Source organism: Providencia sp. PROV197, assembly GCF_028479625.1.
GTDB classification, from domain to species: Bacteria; Pseudomonadota; Gammaproteobacteria; order Enterobacterales; family Enterobacteriaceae; genus Providencia; species Providencia vermicola.
Genome location: NZ_JAMPNZ010000008.1, coordinates 1 through 18,915 on the forward strand (window position 1 = coordinate 1; position 18,915 = coordinate 18,915).

Sequence of the window (18,915 nt, forward strand, 5' to 3'; positions counted from 1 at the left end):
TGCAAAAGTGTGTGTTGCAGATTGGCTATTGCCAAGCCCTGAATGCGAATTATTTGGTGGAACTATTGGCGATTCAACAGCGGTAAATGTTGGCATAAAGAGTGGATCAGCAGGCTCGTCATCCACTAAATCATCTACAGGAGAAAAGCTATCCAATACCGAGAATTCTCTTCGTAAATCAATCTTCGGTTCGACGTCTTTTTGCTCATCATCAAATTGGCTTTCAAAAGCATCACTAGGAATAATAGATGCCACTTCAGGTTCAGCAAATTTATGCGTATTGGCGGATAAATCAGATGAAGATGGCCAACGATGCTCAATGGTTGGCTGCGTCCATGTGTTGGCTGGCGATTGTTCTGCTTGCTCCACATGCTGCACGTCGGGGAACTCTGTTGGCGCGGTTTGCGTAACAGGCGGCTCATAGTCCGTGCTATCCACTTCACCATAGCGCTCACGTTGCTGCTCTAAGAATTGAGCGCGTAGTAATTCATCTTGTTGCGAATCGTCACTATTTTGTGCATCTTCAACGTCATTTGTTGACCACTGCTGATAAATTTCTTCGCGTTTAGAGGCTTCTTCTTGGCGACGTTGTAACTCTGCATCACGCTGGGATGGGATCCGAATTCCATATAACTCGCGGCGTGTCGGTAAACGAACAGGATTAGGCCTTGGCAGTTCAGGCTCCATATTTTGCTTAACTTGTGCGTGGCGCTCAAGCGCAGCAATAGAAATACCCGCTGCAGCTAAAGCACTCGCATCAGCAACCCGCTCAGTAACGGAAGAACTAACAGGGACATCGGTAACAACTGGCGCAGGTGTAAATAATTCTGAGGGGACTTGAGCTGCGAATGTATTTTGTGATGCGGGTTCTACAGGCATCGCTGACGTGTTGAATTCATTATCAATTATTTGTTTTTCTTGATATTTTAACTCATGATCATTGACAGAACTAAATGCAGATGGCGCTGCAGGAACATGATCTGATTGAGAAACAACAGGCTCCGCTAAGTTATCAAAACGCCCACTGGCTTGTGGCTGGTAATCATCAGGAACCTCAAAGTGGTATGTATTTGGTTCATCTACCGCTGAGAAAGAGGGTAAAGCATCTGACTCAACTACCGTAGAGGTTTCTGGCTGAGCCTCAATATGACTTTGCACCTCAATGGACTCTGGCTGCGGCGTATTTTCAGTAACTAACTCAGCAACAGTTGGCGCTGAAAACAGCACATCATCGGAATCGAGTAATTGTTCATTATCATTCGCTAAGTGCTCAGCCTCTTGCGCTCGTTGTAGCGCATCTTCAGTTTCCTCTACTTCATAATCATCCAGGTCATCGCCTCTCGCACGGTTGGTTAATAACGTAATTGGAAGCAGGACAGCCGCTCCAATTTTTTCTGCAATTGTCAACCATGACCAACCTGTAAACAACGTGAAGCTAATCGCCCATAAGAACAACAGTGCCAATGTGGCACCTAATGAATTAAACCAAGGCATAATGGCACTGCTAAATACACTACCAATCACGCCACCAGAAGCAAAGTTGGGTAAATCATCAAAATTCAAGGCGGCTAATCCACAGGAAGAAAGGATCAATGCAAGGCCACCGATAAGGCGTAAAGAAAGCGAGAAAAAATCTATGTAGCGACGCTGGCTTTCATAATGATAGATAGCCCAACAACCCAATAACAACAGTGGTGGAATAGCAAAAGCCAAAATGCCAAAGGCAGAAAACAAAATATCAGCGCTCCACGACCCCACACTTCCCCCCAAGTTTTTCACAGGGGCGTTCCACGTTGTTTGTGACCAACTCGGGTCTGAAGGACTAAAACTTAATAACGCGACCATAAGAAAAACGGCACTTAAGCAAATCGCGAGCAAAATCACCTCTAATAGCCGTCTTCCGCTACTGAGTTTTTTAAATTTGATGTATTTATCTTCTGTGTATTCTTGGCTCATTATTGTTTCTTTACTGACTGATGTTCTTCACTGACTCTGATTATTCTAACATTAATCGCCCTAAAATGCCTGTTTTGCTGGCTCTAAGACAAATAAATGCCCGATTAATATATAGTAACTCAGTATTTCATCTAATGTATTTGGATTCAATTTCTATTTATCGTCAAAACTCCTAATTATTTATAGCTTTAAAATCAATAAATTGATAATAAAACTTATCGATAAACAAGGGAATTTCGTAAAAGAACGTAAGAAAGGCACTAGTAGCTGTTAACTTACCGATTTAAAAAGAAAAATTGAAGAAATTATTAGGGTGCTAAAACGGAACAACGCTGAGTAAACTCAGCGTTGAAACTGCAGTGCGACAACAAAGCCAATAATGCTGTGCTGAAGTGAGGTCAAAAAAGCCTTGATTAGCGAGTTTTAATCACTAAACGGTTGCTTTGTTTAACTTCTTCCATCACTACGTAGGTACGTGTGTCGTTTACACCTGGTAAACGTAACAGCGTTTCCCCTAGTAGCTTACGATATGCGGACATATCAGGCACACGCGTTTTCAACAAGTAGTCAAAGTCACCTGAAACTAAGTGACATTCTTGAATTTCTTCAAGCTTTTGAACTGCAGTATTAAACTGTTCGAACACGTCTGGCGCACCACGGTTTAATGTAATTTCAACAAACACTAATAGGGATGCATCTAAGTAATGCGGGTTCAACAAGGCTGTATAGCCTGAAATAAAACCTTGTCTTTCAAGACGGCGTACACGCTCTAAACAAGGTGTTGGGGATAAACCAACACGCTTGGATAATTCTACGTTAGAAATACGCCCGTCTTTTTGTAGTTCGTTTAATATATTCCTGTCGATACGGTCAAGGTCTTTGCCAGGACGCTTTTTATTGTCAATCATCTCTTTATCTCTCTTTCTCTAATTGTTATTTTCTACATCTATAAAATGAGCCCCTTGCCAACTACCTTTTTTATTAGGAATTCGTGTTCAGGGCAAATTCTATTTATAGTGCTGAAGTTCGTGTGAATGTAATGATCATTCACAATCGTGACTCATTTTTTAAGTTTGTAAGTAGTGTAAAGCTAATTTTCCAGCAAGAACAAAAATGCGCCATTTCCATTGACCTGCTAGATAATTAACTCTTACATAGATGTTTTCGCAAATGCGCAGCCGATTGTCAAAGCAAATGAATAAAAATCAGTACAAGATTTCGCTTTTTTTTCCAGTAAAACGTTTCGCAGCGCTAATTCAAGATAATTCCTAAAAATCATGAAGCGTGACTCCCCTACCTTTTTGTCACATTTTTTTACATTTGGCGAGTCTTGCCTATCAGAGAAATAAGTGGCATAAAACTAAGTCGCACTTAAATCACTTTTGTTACCTTCCTATTTCTCCTACAATCCTAAGCATGCTTTTTTTGAGATTAAAAGAGGAATTCATGAGCACAACCACACATCGCAAGTTAATCATTTTAGGTTCAGGCCCCGCAGGTTATACAGCAGCTGTATATGCAGCTCGCGCAAATTTAAGTCCTGCACTGATTACTGGGGTGGAAAAAGGCGGTCAATTGACGACCACAACGGAAGTCGAAAACTGGCCTGGTGACCCTGAAGGCCTAACGGGTCCAGGCCTCATGGACCGTATGCATGAACACGCTGCTAAATTTGAAACCGAAATTATCTCTGATCACATCAATAAAGTGGATTTAAAACAACGTCCATTCCGCTTATTTGGTGATGAAAACGAATATACCTGTGATGCGCTAATCATCGCAACGGGGGCATCTGCACGTTATATTGGTTTACCTTCTGAAGAAGCGTTTAAAGGTCGCGGTGTTTCTGCATGTGCAACATGTGATGGTTTTTTCTATCGCAATCAAAAAGTTGCTGTCGTTGGGGGTGGTAATACAGCGGTTGAAGAAGCCCTGTATTTATCCAATATCGCCTCCGAGGTACATTTAATTCACCGCCGTGATAGCTTTCGCGCAGAAAAAATTCTGATCAACCGTTTAATGGATAAAGTCGAAAACGGCAATATCGTACTGCATACGGATCGCACCTTAAATGAAGTGTTAGGTGATGATATGGGTGTGACAGGTGTGCGCCTTGAATGTACGAAAACGCATACCACTGAAGATATCCCAGTAATGGGCGCCTTTATCGCGATTGGCCATAGCCCAAATACCGCTATTTTTGATGGTCAGCTCGATTTAGATAATGGCTATATCAAAGTACAATCAGGTACCCAAGGTAATGCCACACAAACCTCTGTAGAAGGCGTATTCGCCGCAGGTGATGTGATGGATCATATATACCGCCAAGCGATTACCTCTGCTGGTACTGGCTGTATGGCGGCACTAGATGCCGAGCGCTATCTTGACGGTTTAGCGTCTAAATAATCGCCATATGCTTTTGGTTTAGGCAGTGACCGTAATCGGTGACTGCCTTTTTTATTGTTTACCGTTCAATACTTCACATCGCGACATATTTTTAAGAGCAAGTTTATATTGCCCTTCTCCTGCACTGCCTATACTGTTTTTACATGATCTTAACTTTATAGGTATTGATATGGAGCAACCATCAGGGCGTGATATCGTTCGTGGCTATTCGTATTTTATTGTTATCATACTCGCCATCATTCAGGGCATCGTCATTGCCGCAACAACGGATTACTCTATTCGCTCTGACAGCCAGTTAGATGCAACTACGGTATTCCTACCCATGTTACTGGCGATATTCGTGCCATCAGTGGTTAGCTACTTAATCACTAACGCCAAATCTGTGGTTTTCTATCTTAGTATCGCTTTAACTATTGCTTTAACTTGTTGGGTTAACTATTGGCATGCCCAAGACTTTAAACAACCCGCGGATGCAGACCCATTCTTTGCCTTTGCCACGCTAACTATTCTGCTGTTTTTTATGCTTCCATGGATGCAACTATGGCAAACCACAAAAACCTGGAAAATTAATTACGGTTGCTTAATGGGGCTATATATTAAAAATACCTTCTTAGGTGTATTAGCCTCGGCAATTGGTGGGCTCTTGACCTTAATTGTGAAATTAGCCAGCTTTTTGTTTGGCATTGTTAATTTGCACTTTTTAAGTGACATTCTTGATAATGAAGTCATTTATTGGGTCTGTTTTACCCTTGGTTTTAATATTGGCTTAACATTTTTACGTGCAACTGTTGATATTCAACTCAGTAACTTCGTGAGCTTTATTGCCCGTTTCTTCCTGCCATTATTAAACGTCGTTGCGGTCATTTTCTTAGGTGGCTTTGTTATTTCCTATTTTTCTGGGTTGGACTCCGCAGGCTTAGGCTCTGCCGTAATGCTGTGGTTTGTGATCCTTAATCTCATTTTTATTAATTTTGTCTATGGGGATGGCAGTACACAATACCAATTCCGTAAAGGGCTGAATGCCTTTGTTTTAATAAATATTATCTTGCTCAACGCTTTTTCTGGGCTTTCACTGTACGGCATTCTTGTGCGGGTGAATCAATACAGTTGGAGCATCGAGCGGTTATATGCTTTTACCGTCGCGCTATTTTTAGCTTTGGTTGTTTTAGCCTATAGCCTTGCAATCATTCGCAAAAAAACATTGTGGATGACCTCACTCGGCACGATTAATAAAGTCAGTATTCTCTCCCTTATCGCCATTATTTTCGTGATCAATAGCCCTATCGCCAATTTCAAAACCATAACCATCAATAGCATTGTAGCGGGCGTGAATAACGGCAAAATCAAAGTGAATAGCTCGCTCGCTTATGACTTAAAGCAATTAGGTGCTGAAGGTAAGCTCGCGTTTGAACAACTAAATAGCAATCCTGAGTACCAGAAACAATTCCAAACCAGCCCTTATGCTGAAGAGCAACAAAAACCACTCAAAGAGGTACTCATACAAGCGAAAAACAGCCCTACGTTGCCAGATAACTGGTTTGATTTGGGTGATAACCTCAGCAGTGCGTGGTATTGCACATCAAAACATGAACCTTATTCATGCTTAGGTTTTATGGCAGATGTGAATCAAGATGGGAAAGATGATGTGGTTATGTGTTATTCCTACCCGACTAGCTCAACTATTGATTGCAATATTTGGCAGGAAATAGAACAAAGCTGGGAAGTTGTCGATACACAAAGCCATTCATTCAATACCGTGCAGAAAAAAGATAAAGCTTGGGATAATTTGCTTAACGGACAATTTACCTTAAAACCGAAAGAGTGGCTAAATATAACTCCCACACCTTAAATTTCCATAAAAATGCCAACGGCTTAACAATTTTGTGTTAAGCCGTCTTCTCATTACGTAAAAATACAGTAGCATTCCATCACTTTTATGCTTTTTTAAGTTGAAATATTCAGTTTACCTTTACAGAACAATTTGATAACAAAGCACTTTCCACATTAAATAACCGACTTTTATTATGCAACATCTGCCACTTAAGCTGTTATGATGTAGCGTAAATAATCGAATTACAGGTCGAGATCAAAAACACCGCTCTCACTATTTTTATTAAATGCGTTGTTTGATCATTATTTTCCGCCCTGATGTTATTTGACTCACAGTGAACGACAAAACGCTGTTAGGTTTTCATAACCTAACTATACTCAATGACATTAAAACGACACCTGCTAACTAAATCATTATGGATAAATCAAGACAGACTGAATTGGTACGTTGGTTAAAACAACACAGTGCACCTGCTAAGCGCTGGTTGCGGATCTCCATGCTGTTAGGCATGGTCAGTGGATTGTTGATCATAGCTCAAGCTTGGTTCTTAGCCGTCATCCTACAAGCACTGATTATGGATGGCACCCCGCGAGAACAGCTATTGACCCCATTTTGCCTTCTGATTGGCGTATTTGTTTTACGTGCCATTGTGACTTACATTCGAGAACGGGTTGGTTTTCGTTGTGGCCAAGTTGTGCGCCAAGAAATTCGCACTCGCGTATTAGATAAACTCCAAGAACTCGGCCCTGTTTGGGTTAAAGGTAAACCCGCAGGAAGCTGGGCAACCATTATCCTTGAGCAAATTGAAGATATGCAAGATTACTATTCACGCTATCTTCCTCAAATGTATTTAGCAGGGATTGTGCCCATCATGATCCTTATCGCCATTTTCCCATTCAATTGGGCAGCCGCGATGATCCTGTTTGTCACTGCCCCCTTAATCCCTATTTTTATGGCGTTAGTTGGCTTAGGCGCCGCTGATGCGAACCGCCGCAATTTTATCGCACTTGGCCGTTTAAGTGGCAGCTTTTTAGACAGACTCCGAGGGCTCGATACCCTTCGCCTGTTCTTCCGTGAAAAAGCAGAAGTTCAGCAAATTCGTGAATCCACTGAAGATTTCCGTTCCAGAACGATGGAAGTGTTGCGTATGGCATTTTTATCTTCTGGCGTATTAGAGTTTTTCGCCTCAATTTCTATTGCTGTGGTTGCCGTGTACTTCGGTTTTTCGTATTTGGGTGAAATGAACTTTGGTAGCTATGGCTTACCTGTCACGTTGTTTGCAGGCTTCCTTGCTCTGATCCTTTCCCCCGAATTTTTCCAACCACTGCGTGACTTAGGCACTTATTACCATGCTAAAGCTCAAGCAGTAGGTGCTGCTGAAACCTTAGAGACACTGCTAAATAGTGAAGGGGAAGAAAAGCCGCAACAAGGTATAAAAACGTTATCTGATGGCCCTATTCGCATTCAAGCCAGCCAGCTCGAAATTTTATCCCACGACGGTGTACGCCTTGCTGGCCCGTTAAATTTCACCATCGAGCCACAACAGCGTATCGCACTGGTTGGGCAAAGTGGTGCAGGTAAAAGCTCATTACTCAACTTATTACTTGGCTTTTTGCCTTACCACGGTTCAGTGACAGTTAATGATATTGAACTGCGTGAGTTGTGCCCTGAAAAATGGCGTGAATTGCTCGGCTGGGTTGGGCAAAACCCACATTTACCCGAACAAACACTCATTGAAAATATTTGTTTAGGTAAACCAAATGCATCTGAGGCAGAAATTCAACACGCTATTGATAAAGCATATGTTTCCGAGTTTTTACCTCACTTACCCAATGGCTTAAATACTCGCCTTGGTGATTACGCCGCGCGGCTTTCAGTGGGCCAAGCACAACGTGTTGCTGTCGCTCGGATTTTATTAAAACCCTCACGATTACTACTGCTTGATGAACCTGCAGCAAGCCTTGATTCGCACAGTGAGCAACGTGTCATGCACACACTGAACCAGCTATCTGAGCAGCAAACCACTTTGCTTGTCACTCATTTACTGGAAGAAACCTTGGATTACGACCAAATTTGGGTGATGGCAAACGGCCAAATCATTCAGCAAGGGAATTACTCTCAACTTAGTCAGTCTGAAGGCGCTTTTGCCCAGTTATTAGCCCATCGCAGTGAGGAGCTCTGATAATGAAAATTTTATATCCTTTCTTAGCCCTCTACCGCCGCCATTGGTTTTTAATAACGCTTGGGATCATACTCGCCATCGTGACATTGCTTGCCAGTATTGGGCTATTAACCCTCTCAGGTTGGTTCTTAGCTGGCACCGCGATTGCGGGCTTCCCTGGCTTATATTATTTCAACTATATGCTGCCCGCAGCTGGCGTACGTGGTGCGGCAATATTCCGTACTGCAGGACGCTATGGCGAGCGCTTAGTCAGCCATGATGCAACATTCAAAGTCCTTGCTCACTTACGTGTTTTTGCCTTTAGTAAAGTGTTACCCCTTTCTCCGGGGGGCATTAGCCGTTTTCGCCAAGGGGAGCTATTAAACCGCTTAGTGGCTGATGTCGAAACCCTTGATCACCTCTATTTACGTGTATTATCGCCGATTATCACGGCATTTTTTGTCACATTTGTCTTGATTTTCGGTTTAAGCTACCTTGACCCACGCCTTGCTTGGACACTAGGTGGCGTCATGTTGTTCTTATTGTTCACAATGCCATTTGTTTTTTACCGTGCAGGTAAGCCTATTGGTCGCGAACTCACAGAGCTACGCGGTGACTATCGCACTATCTTAACTTCAGCCCTGCAAGGGCAAGCGGAGTTAACCTTATTTGGTGCAACCACACGTTTTCGCCAAAACCTTTGGGCAATTGAAAACTGCTGGCAAGCTCGCCAGCAGCAGCAAGCTGCACTAACAGGGTTATCCCAAGCTATTATTTTATTCGCATCGGGGATCACTGCTACCTTACTGCTGTGGATGGCCGCTGAGCACGTCGGTGGAGATACTAAACCTGGTGCATTGATTGCGCTATTTGTGTTCTGTGCGTTAGCCGCCTTCGAAGCCTTAGGGCCTGTCGCCGTCGCCTTTCAGCATATGGGGCAAGTAATTGCTTCTGCAACACGGGTTTCCCAATTAATGACAGCAAAACCTGAAGTGACGTTCCCAAGCGAAAGCCCTTCAATCACAACACTAGAAAGCCTGACTGTCGATAATATCTCGTTCACCTACCCTGAACAGCCATTTGCCGTCCTCGATAACGTGTCATTGCGCTTAGCTAAAGGCCAACACCTCGCCCTACTTGGGAAAACAGGCTGTGGTAAATCAACACTCTTACAATTATTAACCCGTGCATGGGATGTCGATAGCGGTACAATTACATTAAATGGTCAGCCAATTAATGCATTTAGTGAAAAATCACTCCGTAGCATCATGTCGGTTGTACCGCAACGTGTGCATGTGTTTAGTGATACTCTGCGTAATAATTTATTATTAGCGAATGAGCAAGCTACCGATGCTGAATTGAATGCAGTTTTACAACAAGTCGGCTTAGGCAATTTGCTCGAAAATGAGTTGAAACTCAATGCGTGGATGGGGGAAGGTGGTCGCCAATTATCTGGTGGTGAACAGCGCCGCTTAGGCATTGCCCGTGCATTGTTGCACAACACACCGCTAGTGTTGATGGATGAACCAACAGAAGGCTTAGACGCACAAACTGAACAGCAAATCTTAGCGTTACTAAAAGAAAAATGTGCTGACAAAACCTTGATTGTGATCACCCACCGCATGCAAGGCTTAGAAGAAATGGATAACATCTGCGTAATGGATAGTGGTAAAATTGTCGAGCAAGGCACCCATCAAGCGTTGTTAGATAGGCAAGGTCAATACTACCAATTCCGCCAGCGCCATTGGGCTCAGAAAACACACTGAGGCGCAATATGTACCAACTCGATGATGACTCATATTTGTTCCCTCCCGTCTCGGAAGCGATGCGGGAACCCAATGGTTTATTAGCTATTGGAGGCGATCTTTCATCAAAAAGGCTGCAAGCAGCGTATTATGATGGTATCTTCCCATGGTTCAATCCAAGTGAGATGCCTTTATGGTGGTCACCAGACCCAAGAGCGGTATTATTGATGGGCGATTTACACATCAGCCGCTCAATGAAAAAAGTGTTAAAAAAGCAGATTTATCGTATTACGGTTAACCACGCTTTCAAGGATGTTATTGAAGCGTGTTCTGTGCGTGAAGAAGGAACGTGGATCTTACCTGAAGTGCAAGCAGGTTACCTTGAGTTACACCACGAAGGGATGGCTCATTCTATTGAAGCTTGGTATGACGACAAACTGGTTGGCGGCCTATACGGTGTGAATATGGGCAATCTATTTTGTGGGGAATCCATGTTCAGTAGAATGAATGATGCATCCAAATTTGCTTTTATTACATTCTATTTTCATTTTTTGCGCTATAATGGGCAGCTTTTTGATTGTCAGGTACTTAACCACCACACCGCCTCACTTGGCGCAAAAGAAATATCCCGTAGGGATTTTTTACATATTCTTTATCGGTGGCGTGACAAAGGGATAGACCCCGCCTGCTGGATACCGCAATCGATTGAATTACCGCCAATTTTCAATTAGTGAACGTTGGTTTATTATTAATTTTATTCCTTCACATAAGCATAAAGATCGCGTTAAAATGCGACACTTCTTTACTTAGTGCGGGTTTTTGGGCATTATCTTGCCCGTTAAAAATCACGGTTATTAAACTTAGAGGATTAGATGGCCAAAGAAGACAATATTGAAATGCAGGGCACAGTTTTAGATACCCTGCCAAATACAATGTTCCGTGTTGAACTGGAAAACGGTCACGTGGTGACTGCTCATATTTCTGGTAAAATGCGTAAAAACTATATCCGCATCCTGACAGGCGACAAGGTAACTGTAGAGTTAACCCCTTATGACCTGAGCAAAGGCCGAATCATTTTCCGTAGCCGTTGATTACCTCTTCAGGCAAGGCCTGACATTACCACAGGTGCATGAGACACCTGTGGTTAATTATGTCAGAATACCGCATCCTCCGGAGAGGCCTTGTGCACGCTACTGAAGCTGTATGTCAGTGTGTTACTTTTTTCATCAAGCCCGATACTCACAGAGCCGCCGTTGGTTAGTGAACCAAATAGCAATTCATTTGCTAATGGTTTCTTCAGGTTCTCCTGAATTGCGCGCGCCATAGGTCGGGCACCCATTGCTTTATCATAGCCTTTCTCACACAACCAGCGACGTGCTGCTGCACTCACTTCGATAGATACGCCCTTCTCATCCAACTGTGCTTGCAACTCAACAATAAATTTATCAACAACTTGAGTGATAATTTCTGGCGTCAGTGAATTGAACCAGATAATACCATCAAGACGGTTACGGAACTCAGGCGAGAAAGCACGCTTGATTTCCGACATCGCATCCGTGCTGTTATCCTGCTCTGCGAAACCAATCGAGCGGCGCTGCGTTTCTTGAACCCCTGCGTTTGTGGTCATGACGACAATCACGTTACGGAAATCCGCTTTACGGCCGTTGTTATCGGTAAGTGTGCCGTGGTCCATCACTTGCAATAAAATGTTGAATACATCTGGATGCGCTTTTTCAATCTCATCCAATAACACCACAGAGTGTGGATGCTTGATCACCGCATCAGTCAGTAAGCCACCTTGATCAAAGCCTACATAGCCTGGAGGCGCACCAATTAAACGGCTGACGGTATGACGTTCCATGTATTCAGACATATCAAAACGCAATAATTTAATATCCAGCGCTTTGGCTAATTGAACCGTGACTTCCGTTTTACCTACCCCTGTAGGCCCTGCAAACAAGAAGGAGCCGACAGGTTTATTTTCTAACCCTAACCCTGCGCGATTCATTTTGATCGCTTCAGACAACGCCTCAATCGCTTTATCTTGCCCAAATACTAACATCTTCAAGCGTGAATCAAGGGTTTTGAGTTTGTCTTTATCGCTCGATGAAACTGTTTTTTCTGGAATTCGCGCAATACGTGCAACGACAGTTTCGATCTCAGGAACACCAATCGTTTTTTTGCGTTTGCTTGGTGCAACTAAACGTGTACGCGCGCCAGCTTCATCAATCACGTCTATGGCTTTATCTGGTAAATGCCTGTCGGTGATATATTTAATCGATAAATCTACCGCTGCCTGGATGGCTTTCGCAGTGTAACGCACATCGTGATGTGCTTCGTATTTCGGTTTTAACCCATTAATAATACGAATGGTTTCTTCTGGTGTCGGTTCAACAATATCAATTTTTTGGAAACGACGAGCTAGCGCCCTGTCTTTTTCAAACACACTACCAAATTCTTGATAGGTGGTTGAACCAATCACGCGAATACGCCCACCCGAAAGTAGTGGCTTAATTAAGTTAGCAGCATCCACTTGCCCACCTGATGCAGCCCCAGCACCAATAATAGTGTGGATCTCATCGATAAACAGTATGCTTTTGGGGTCTTTTTCCAACATTTTGAGCAAGGCTTTGAAGCGTTTTTCAAAATCCCCACGGTATTTCGTTCCCGCTAACAATGAACCGATATCTAAGGAGTAAATCGTGCAACCTTTCATGACATCAGGCACATCGTCCTGTTCGATACGCCATGCAAGGCCTTCCGCTATCGCCGTTTTCCCAACACCAGACTCCCCCACTAACAACGGGTTGTTTTTGCGGCGGCGACACAACACTTGGATCGTTCGCTCTAATTCAGCCTGACGGCCCACCAGCGGGTCGATATTCCCTTTTTTGGCCTGTTGGTTCAGATTGGTCGTAAAGTTGTCCATGTGGTCTTCTGAGACCGGTGGCTCTTCATTCGGTGCACTATTATTGGACATATCGTTATCTGACGATGACGATTCTTCACCTTTTACCGTACCATGAGAAATATAGTTGACCACATCTAAGCGGCTAACATCGTGCTTACGCAATAAGTACGCAGCTTGAGATTCTTGCTCACTGAAAATCGCGACAAGCACATTTGCCCCGCTAACTTCGCTACGACCCGATGACTGCACATGAAATACCGCCCTTTGTAACACACGCTGAAAACTGAGCGTCGGTTGGGTGTCTCTGTTATCATTTTCGGGTAACAAGGGTGTAGTTTGCGCGATGAAGTGTTCCAGTTCTTGACGTAAAGCGACAAGATCAACCTTACAAGCTTCTAAAGCTTCGCGTGCCGAGATATTACTCAGTAACGCCAGCAATAGGTGCTCAACAGTCATAAATTCGTGGCGACTGTCTTTCGCTTTCGTAAAAGCTACGTTTAAACTAAGCTCCAGTTCTTGATTGAGCATAAGCACCTCCCAAAATTGATATTAAACCAGATCAGACTTTCTCTATAGTACAAAGCAAAGGATACTCATGTTCACGGGCAAATGTATTGACCTGCGCCGCTTTTGTTTCTGCAACCTCTGCGGTAAAAACCCCACAAATTCCCTTTCCCTGAATATGCACATCTAACATTATCTGTGTAGCGCGTTCTTCATCAAAAGAAAAGTATTTTTGTAACACTTCGACAACAAAATCCATCGGAGTGTAATCATCATTATTTAATAATACCTTATACATCGACGGTGGCTGTAAGGTTTGTTCCACTTCGTCTTTGAATATGACGTCTGTTTTAAATGTGCCCAGAAAATCGCTCATTACTTTCTTGCTCAGTGTTTAACTTCAAATTAAGCATAGTCTTTATTATCAACGATTTCTATCAATCCACATGATAGCGTTATAAAACTATACCATTACATTCTTTCATGGCTTTTCTTAAACAAGCCTTTCATTTGCAGTGTATCATGCCACTAACCTCATCGCTTATCTTTAGCAATCTGTGAGCTATATCAAATATCACAGAAAATAACATTTGGCGCTTATCGAATTTTTACCACTTTACCATAATTCCTGAAACTCCCCTCTTGACCTTAGAATGCAATCCACTACAGTATGTTTTACGAACAGTTTTTAGCGTATATTTACTTAGTTTCTGTGTGTATTTTATACATATCTGCAAAACACAACTAGCAAACCGAAAGGATAAAATATGGAGACGGGTATCGTTAAGTGGTTCAATAACGCAAAAGGCTTTGGTTTTATTTGCCCGGCTGATGGCGGAGAGGATATTTTTGCTCATTATTCCTGCATCAGAATGGACGGTTACAGGACACTAAAAGCAGGTCAAAAAGTGCAATTTAGCGTGACAATTGGACCAAAAGGTAATCATGCGGATGTTATCATCCCCATTGAAATAGAAGAAACCACAGAAGGCACATCAGAATCAATTTTGCCCTGACGCATATAGAGCACAGTTAATTATTTCAATTATATTATTGATGCTATTAATAATTAACTGTGACTATTTTATAAGCTCAACGGCCCGAAGTTTGTAAATGTGACATATCACCATACAGCGACATCAATAATGCATACTGTTCTGCATCATAAAAATCACACTGTTTTTGCGTAAAGGCTTTCGCCACCTCAATCATAAATTTCACCGCAGCAGCAATATCAATCTCATGACTTGCTCCCGTAGAGCAACCAGGTACCACGGTTTCAGAACAGATCGCCACACCAACAACAGGGGCTGAGGTAGATACCGCGGGTTGCATAATACTATTGATATGATGAAGGCCATTACCATACGGTGTAATATCCTGAATGGATAAAGGAAATGTCACCGCACGCTGCCCACTGCTCCACTCCATTAAGCGGAGTAAATCATTAGAAACAGGTAAAATGTACCCATTTTTAACCGTTGGTGATAATGCATAACCTTTATGATTCAACAGGTTATTACCTTTGGTGGTATCTACCGACAAAATAGCATCCGCTTCAGGGATCGCTTCATGTTGGTTCATCGTGACATCTTCTAAAGGAGAGTCCATAAAATCAACTGGGGTATGAGGGCGAGTCGGCGCATTAGGGCAAATATGAGTTGTAATCACCACATCACCTACCAATTTATCGCCTTTTTCATGCATTTTTGCTAATTTCAATGCTGTTGCAATGGCCGCAATCGCCCCATCGGCATCTGAAACTACCCCAATACGTGACGGCCTTGCACCAATCCCCCCTAAACGGCCAATAATGCCTAATGTAGGTGCTTGATGACCTTGAGATTTACCTTGGGTGCCTGGAATAAGAATACGGACAAAATCACTTTGACCTTTCAGGTCTTTGACCGTTTTAGAAGAAACTTCAATTGCTGGGAAAGTCTTGAACAATGCAACAACATCTTCCCCCTTAACGTTCGCGCAATCGATTAGCTCATACGCACAAAGGGTTTGCTTTAGACTCATTGTACTTCCTTGAATTTTAATAATTTTTATTTGATTGTAGGGCTACTTTGAAATTAACTCACACAAAATATGACTTAATTTCATTTCACCCAAGTTAAGGCTTAACTGTTAAAAAAGCCTTATTTTTCCTGATGAAGGCGTATTCACGCACTTAAAATAAAATACTAATAATATAAACTACTTATGGTGTGCTACTTACTTTTACTACTTACTTTTACTACTTACCTTTACTACTTACTTTTACTACATGACATAACGCTATTTGCTGGTACTTCTTTGTAACCAATAAGGATCTCCAACCATACAACCAAGGTAAGAGGCCTTACGGCATAGGTTAGTTGAAAGTTGCGCCATAACCTGTTCATTCATTTGGGTTTCTGGCAAACTTAGACATAATGCATATAACGTGTTCAGCGATGGATCAAACACGGTACTCGAAACCGAGGCAACACCTGCAACAGACTCGTTAATTGAAAATTCCCAACCACGTTCATTGATCAGATTCATCTGTTCTGTTAACTTCACTTGTAATTCTTTATCTTCTCGGCCGATAATGTTTGCTCTTTCCTGCAACGGTAAGCGCGCTAACAGAGCCCGTCCCGTTGAAGTTCCAAGAATTGGCAAACGTGTACCAGGCTGTGTAATCACCTGCAACATGCTATTACCGAAGCGTGCATGGACAACCCTTACCATTTCATCATCGAGCGCCGAAACATAGCTGGTAAACCCAGTATCTTTCGTCAACTCATCAAGGGCTTCTAACGTCATATCTATCAATGGGTTCATCCCACGCGCACGGTGAGCCAACTCCATGATTAATAACCCTGGCCGATAAATGGGAGCATTATTCTTCTTTTCTAACAGCCCCAGTTCTGACATTTGCTTTAGTAAGCGAGAAGCAGAACTTTTCGGCATGCCTAATTCATTGACTAACGTCGTAACGGTAAGCTCATTACCTGAGCGTAGAAATAATTGATAAACATCAACGACGCTATTTAAAATGCTCATGAATCAAAACCTTGAGTAAGAATGCCATAATCTTGAGGCTTTCTATCACGTAAATATGGAATGGTTAAACGTGTATGGGCTTGTAAAACAAAATCAATTTCGCCAATTAACAACGCTTCACCATCACATGTGGCTTCACAAAGCACTTGCCCACGAGGGCCTAACACTTTGCTACCACCAAATAAGTGTAAATCCCCTTCATGACCCCAACGGTTAACGGCCAGTAAATGTGCACCATTTTCCAAAGAACGGGATGCCGTATTAATGTCCCACATGTCTTTATCTTGTACACACCAAGCAGAAGGTGCGATTAGCAGCTCTGCGCCATGAAGGGTCAAAATACGCGCAACCTCAGGAAACCCCATGTCATAGCAAATCATGATGCCAATTTTGCCAATTGGCGTATCAAATACAGGGAAGCTATCACCACGACTAAACCATTGTTTCTCAATACCAAAAGCATGTACTTTACGAAACACACCGCTGATACCTTCACACCCTGGGTTCCACACGCCAACCGCGTTATAGATATCCCCAAGGTAGTCACCTCGTTCCACAAAACCACTCACGATAGTGATATTCAAGCGTGTCGCAAGCTCGCTAAATAAACGATATGTTTCGCTTCCAGTAGAATCGCTGAGATCCCACAGCTTCGTATTTAACAAATCACCGCGATAACCTGTTGTGGCAAGCTCTGGAAAACAAATCAGTTTCGCCCCAGACTCTGCCGCTTGTTCACATAACAGCGCCATACGCTGCAAGTTACCTTGTTTATTCCCCAGTTCAGAATCAAACTGAGCAAGGGCAACTTTGACCTTGCTACCTGACATCGCACTTTCCTTAATCTAAGTGAGCCACTTTGCGAAAATGCACCGTATCGACACCTTTTGTTTTCGCTTGCCAGCGCATGCCAATCCAATAAGCCAGCGCACCTGTAATTAAAGAGTTAAGTGCAGGAATGCCATAATCGGCATGGAATGGACCTAATTCTGACGTTCCCCACCCCACAATAACAGCTAACAACCACACAACGAGTGTCACAGGGTTATAAGCTTCACAGCTAGATGGCAGCACACCTTGTTCGCGGGTGATATCAAGCTCTTTGCGATCGCGTTTTAAGATGTAATAGTCAACAACCATGATCCCAGCGACTGGTGGGATAGCAATGCCTAAGTAAATCAAGAAACTAATAAAATTGTCTAAAATACCTAACATGGAGGCAATCGTACCGAAAACACCAATTACCCATGTTAAATAGCGACGGTCAAAACGCTTATTAAAGATAGCGTTAAGCAGCGTTGAAAACCCGAGTGATGATGAATACAGGTTGATGTCATTCATTTTTATAGTGGCAAAGATAACAATCGATGCACCTAATAAGCCCGTTAATGCCATCATCAAGTCAAATACTTGGCTGGTACGTAATGCCAGAGCCATCAGCACCGCTATCATATTAACTAAAAGTTCACCAAAAAATGTACCGATTAACGTCATCCAAAATACATCCTTCGGTTTTTTCATAAAGCGGCTAATATCTGGTGTGGTAACCGCTGAAATAATAAAACCACCTGCAACCATAGTAATTGCCGCAGGCATTGTCATTAAAGGCCCAGCAGGGGCAGTATCATTGATAAGCACACCAAGATCCTGACCTGATAATAAATTATACGTTGCCCAGCCTAACGCGAATAAAAAGAGCGGCGTTGAAATATTGGCGGTAATAGATAAAAATCGATACCCATATACCGTAATAATCGTCACCGCAATACCTGTAATAAGTGACCAAGTCCCTGGTGTTAGCACATTAGTCGCTTTATACATTCCATCCGCAAAGAAACCATTTTGGACGCCAAACCAGCCCATCAAGGAGATGGCAATCGCGCCACCAATAAGAGCTGAACCTAACTTTCCAAAACCAGACCACCTTGACAGTAGACTGATTGACATTCCTTCGCGGCATGCAGCTGCTCCAAGCCCCCAACTGACTACCTGTAAAATTACAGAGCCAAGGATGGTCGCCCAAAACGCCTGCCAAAAAGTTAACCCGTAACCGAGGGCTGCACCTAACATCACTTGTGAAACACAAGCGAGTGCGCCAATTCGTAGAATTAACACTTCATAGAACGGTCTACGAGCACTTTGGGGTACTCGAGCCAAAGAATAATCTTCACCTGCTTTATTCGCCATTTTGCACCTGCTGTGTGGTTGTCTTTGCTTAGTTTTTACTGGCTTTAATTGTTTGTTCCATTATATGGAACTAGGTTTCATTTATTCTACATGCAAATAATATCCATGATCGATATCGAATCGCAAGCAGAATTTATCTTTTCAGATAACTTTTTTATTATGGAATATTTCACGGAGCGAG

At 42.8% G+C, this 18,915-nt stretch carries 15 protein-coding genes; 7 read left to right on the plus strand and 8 right to left on the minus strand.

What is annotated here, in order from left to right:
* Positions 1-1,956: DNA translocase FtsK 4TM domain-containing protein (locus tag PR808_RS04245; protein WP_272538771.1), on the minus strand; the 1,956-nt coding region annotated here is incomplete at its 3' end.
* Positions 1,957-2,369: 413 nt separating this feature from the next.
* Positions 2,370-2,864: a leucine-responsive transcriptional regulator Lrp gene (gene lrp, locus PR808_RS04250; RefSeq protein ID WP_004918089.1), complete on the minus strand. Its 495-nt coding sequence runs from the start codon at positions 2,862-2,864 to the stop codon at positions 2,370-2,372.
* A 538-nt stretch (positions 2,865-3,402) separates the two neighbouring features.
* On the opposite strand from lrp, the gene trxB reads away from it, so the two are divergent.
* From trxB to infA, 6 genes are all read left to right on the plus strand, one after another.
* A complete protein-coding gene (gene trxB / locus PR808_RS04255; protein ID WP_206085445.1) occupies positions 3,403-4,362 on the plus strand; it encodes a thioredoxin-disulfide reductase in 960 nt (319 codons plus the stop codon).
* Between the two features lie 169 nt (positions 4,363-4,531).
* Positions 4,532-6,211, plus strand: a complete 1,680-nt coding sequence (locus PR808_RS04260; protein WP_272538772.1) for a DUF7057 domain-containing protein — start codon at positions 4,532-4,534, stop codon at positions 6,209-6,211.
* Positions 6,212-6,608: 397 nt separating this feature from the next.
* Positions 6,609-8,375: a heme ABC transporter permease/ATP-binding protein CydD gene (gene cydD / locus PR808_RS04265; protein WP_272538773.1), complete on the plus strand. Its 1,767-nt coding sequence runs from the start codon at positions 6,609-6,611 to the stop codon at positions 8,373-8,375.
* 2 nt (positions 8,376-8,377) lie between these two features.
* Complete coding sequence (cydC, locus tag PR808_RS04270) at positions 8,378-10,120, plus strand: heme ABC transporter ATP-binding protein/permease CydC (RefSeq protein ID WP_272538774.1); 1,743 nt, start codon at positions 8,378-8,380, stop codon at positions 10,118-10,120.
* An 8-nt stretch (positions 10,121-10,128) separates the two neighbouring features.
* Entirely contained in the window at positions 10,129-10,830 is a 702-nt protein-coding gene (aat, locus tag PR808_RS04275; protein ID WP_272538775.1) for a leucyl/phenylalanyl-tRNA--protein transferase, read from the plus strand.
* Positions 10,831-10,971: 141 nt separating this feature from the next.
* Positions 10,972-11,190, plus strand: coding sequence for a translation initiation factor IF-1 (gene infA, locus PR808_RS04280; RefSeq protein WP_004244560.1), 219 nt, complete (start codon positions 10,972-10,974; stop codon positions 11,188-11,190).
* Between the two features lie 62 nt (positions 11,191-11,252).
* On the opposite strand, the gene clpA is transcribed toward infA, so the two are convergent.
* Positions 11,253-13,538, minus strand: a complete 2,286-nt coding sequence (gene clpA / locus PR808_RS04285; RefSeq protein WP_272538776.1) for an ATP-dependent Clp protease ATP-binding subunit ClpA — start codon at positions 13,536-13,538, stop codon at positions 11,253-11,255.
* Positions 13,539-13,569: 31 nt separating this feature from the next.
* Positions 13,570-13,890 (minus strand): ATP-dependent Clp protease adapter ClpS, encoded by a 321-nt coding sequence (clpS, locus tag PR808_RS04290; protein WP_206085439.1) that lies wholly within the window; start codon positions 13,888-13,890, stop codon positions 13,570-13,572.
* Positions 13,891-14,281: 391 nt separating this feature from the next.
* Between clpS and cspD the strand changes: the two genes are divergently transcribed.
* Positions 14,282-14,530, plus strand: coding sequence for a cold shock domain-containing protein CspD (gene cspD / locus PR808_RS04295; protein ID WP_206085438.1), 249 nt, complete (start codon positions 14,282-14,284; stop codon positions 14,528-14,530).
* Positions 14,531-14,606: 76 nt separating this feature from the next.
* Here the strand turns inward: cspD and PR808_RS04300 are convergent, their stop codons facing one another.
* The 4 genes from PR808_RS04300 to PR808_RS04315 all read right to left on the minus strand — a co-directional run bounded on the left by PR808_RS04300 (position 14,607) and on the right by PR808_RS04315 (position 18,734).
* Positions 14,607-15,539 carry a DUF1177 domain-containing protein gene (locus tag PR808_RS04300; protein ID WP_206085437.1) on the minus strand — a complete coding sequence of 311 codons (933 nt, stop codon included), beginning with the start codon at positions 15,537-15,539 and terminating at the stop codon, positions 14,607-14,609.
* Positions 15,540-15,797: 258 nt separating this feature from the next.
* Positions 15,798-16,547, minus strand: coding sequence for an IclR family transcriptional regulator (locus PR808_RS04305; protein WP_206085436.1), 750 nt, complete (start codon positions 16,545-16,547; stop codon positions 15,798-15,800).
* Positions 16,544-17,377, minus strand: coding sequence for a nitrilase-related carbon-nitrogen hydrolase (locus tag PR808_RS04310; RefSeq protein WP_206085435.1), 834 nt, complete (start codon positions 17,375-17,377; stop codon positions 16,544-16,546). Before PR808_RS04310 ends, PR808_RS04305 begins: the two co-directional genes overlap by 4 nt.
* A 10-nt stretch (positions 17,378-17,387) precedes the next feature.
* Positions 17,388-18,734, minus strand: coding sequence for a purine-cytosine permease family protein (locus PR808_RS04315; protein ID WP_272538777.1), 1,347 nt, complete (start codon positions 18,732-18,734; stop codon positions 17,388-17,390).
* Between the last annotated feature and the right edge of the window lie 181 nt (positions 18,735-18,915).